At 63.2% G+C, this 2206-nt stretch carries 1 pseudogene; it reads left to right on the top strand.

The features are described 5' to 3' along the window. Window positions 1–3: 3 nt before the first annotated feature. Window positions 4–2206 (top strand): annotated as a pseudogene (locus AB4Z47_RS30650) (condensation domain-containing protein); the annotation flags it as partial.

The following is a 2206-nucleotide window of genomic DNA, read 5'->3' on the forward strand; positions in this document are numbered from 1 at the left end:
TCGATGCCACACTCACCGCTCACGACACCGTCGGTTTCGCCACCACTATCGGTCACCGCAACAATTCCGGGACCGAGACGCTGGTTTCSTATGTCGTCGCCGCACCCGGTCACTCGATCGACACCACGACCCTGACCGAACACCTCACCCACCGGTTACCGTCCTACATGATCCCGGCCACGATCATGGTGCTCGACCACATCCCGTTGACACCGGTCGGCAAACTCGACCGCAAAGCACTACCGCAACCGGTATACACCGACCACAAACCATTCCGGCCACCCCGAACACCCATCGAACACACCATCGCCACCGCATTCACCGACGTACTACACATCGACACAATCGGCCTCGACGACTCCTTCTTCGCCCTCGGCGGAGACAGCTTGGGCGCGACGCGCGTCGTCGCGCGGCTCGGTGCCGCGCTGGATACCGAGGTTCCGGTCCAGTTGTTGTTCGAGTCGCCTACGGTGGCCGAGATCGCGCCTCGCATAGAGCGGCATGCCGGTACCGGGCGGCAACGCCCACCCTTGATCGCCGGGCCGCGCCCCGATCTGGTGCCGTTGGCTCCAGCCCAACAACGGATGTGGTTCCTCAACCAGTACGACACCAGCTCAGGGGCATACAACATGCCTATCGCCATTCGGTTGCGTGGCGAGTTGAACGTCGACGCCCTGCGCTCGGCGATGGTTGACGTGCTGCGCAGGCACGAGTCTTTGCGAACGCGGTATCCGGATCACGACGGGACGCTGATCCAGCTGGTCGAACCCGCCGACGGGGTAGATCGTGAACTGACGGTCGAGGCTGTTGCGCCGAGCCAGTTGATCGCAACGGTCACCGAATTCGTCACCGAAGGCTTCGATGTGCGCATCGAGGCGCCGGTGCGTGCTCGATTGTTCCGTGTTGCCGGCGGTGAGGAACCTGAATACGTGTTGGCCGTCGTGGTGCACCACATCGCCGCGGACGGCTTCTCCATGACACCGCTGGCCCGCGACGTGACGGCTGCATACGCCACACGGATCTGCGGGGAGGTCCCGTCATGGACGCCGCTGCCCGTCCAGTACGCGGACTACGCACTGTGGCAGCAAGCTACCCTCGGCTCGCTCGACGATCCGGAATCGCTTGGCGCTCAGCAGATCCGATACTGGACCGAAACTCTGGACGGAGTTCCCGAGGAGCTTTCTTTGCCGATCGACAGGCCGCGGCCGGTGGTGGCGTCGAACCGGGGTGCCACGGCCGATTACACGCTGGATGCGGAGTTGATCCGGGCGCTGGAGAGGTTCGCGCGGCAGCATAATTCGTCATTGTTCATGGTGCAACACTTTGGTGCTGCGGACCGAGATCGATCTCGGTGAACCGTTCACCGACCTGCTCACCCGGATCCGGCAGGTCGACCTGGATGCCTTCGAACACGCCGACCTTCCTTTCGAACAGTTGGTGAACCAACTCGCTCCGCAGCGGTCGCGGTCTCGCCATCCACTGTTCCAGGTGATGCTGGCATTCCAGAACCTCGAGCAGGTAAAACTCGAACTTCCCGGCCTCGATGTGTCGGTAGTCGATCTGCCCAACGACGTGTCGCGCTTCGACCTGCAGTTCATACTGTCGGACAACCACGACAGCGGTGAGATGGCCCTCGCGGTGACCTACGCCGCGGACCTGTTCGACGCCACCACGATCGAGGCCCTCACACGCCGGTGGGTCCGGATACTGGAGTCGATAGCCGCCGACCCGACGATTCCGGTCGGGACGATCGAGGTACTCGAGCCCGCCGAACGAGCCGATCTGTTGACCCGCTCCGGCCCACCCAGCACGGCACCCACCACACTGGCCGACCTACTGGCCACGGCGGCCGCACAGAACCCCGAGGCCACCGCGATCGTGTTCGACGGACAACAACTGAGCTACCGAGAACTGGACGAACGTTCGAACCGGTTGGCCCGCTCACTCATCCAACGAGGTATCGGCCCCGAAGACATCGTCGCTATCGGCATACCACGCTCTGCCGAATCCGTCCTCGCGGTATGGGCGATCGCCAAAACAGGAGCCGCTTTCCTGCCCATCGACCCGACCTACCCCACCGGGCGCATCACCCACATGACGACCGACTCCACCACAGCCATCGGTCTGACCACCACCACCCAACGCACCCAACTACCCGACACCATCAACTGGCTGACACTCGACAACCTCCACGAAGCATTCAGTG

Origin of the sequence: Nocardia sp. 2TAF39, assembly GCF_052114905.1 — a bacterium.
Taxonomy (GTDB): Bacteria; Actinomycetota; Actinomycetes; order Mycobacteriales; family Mycobacteriaceae; genus Nocardia.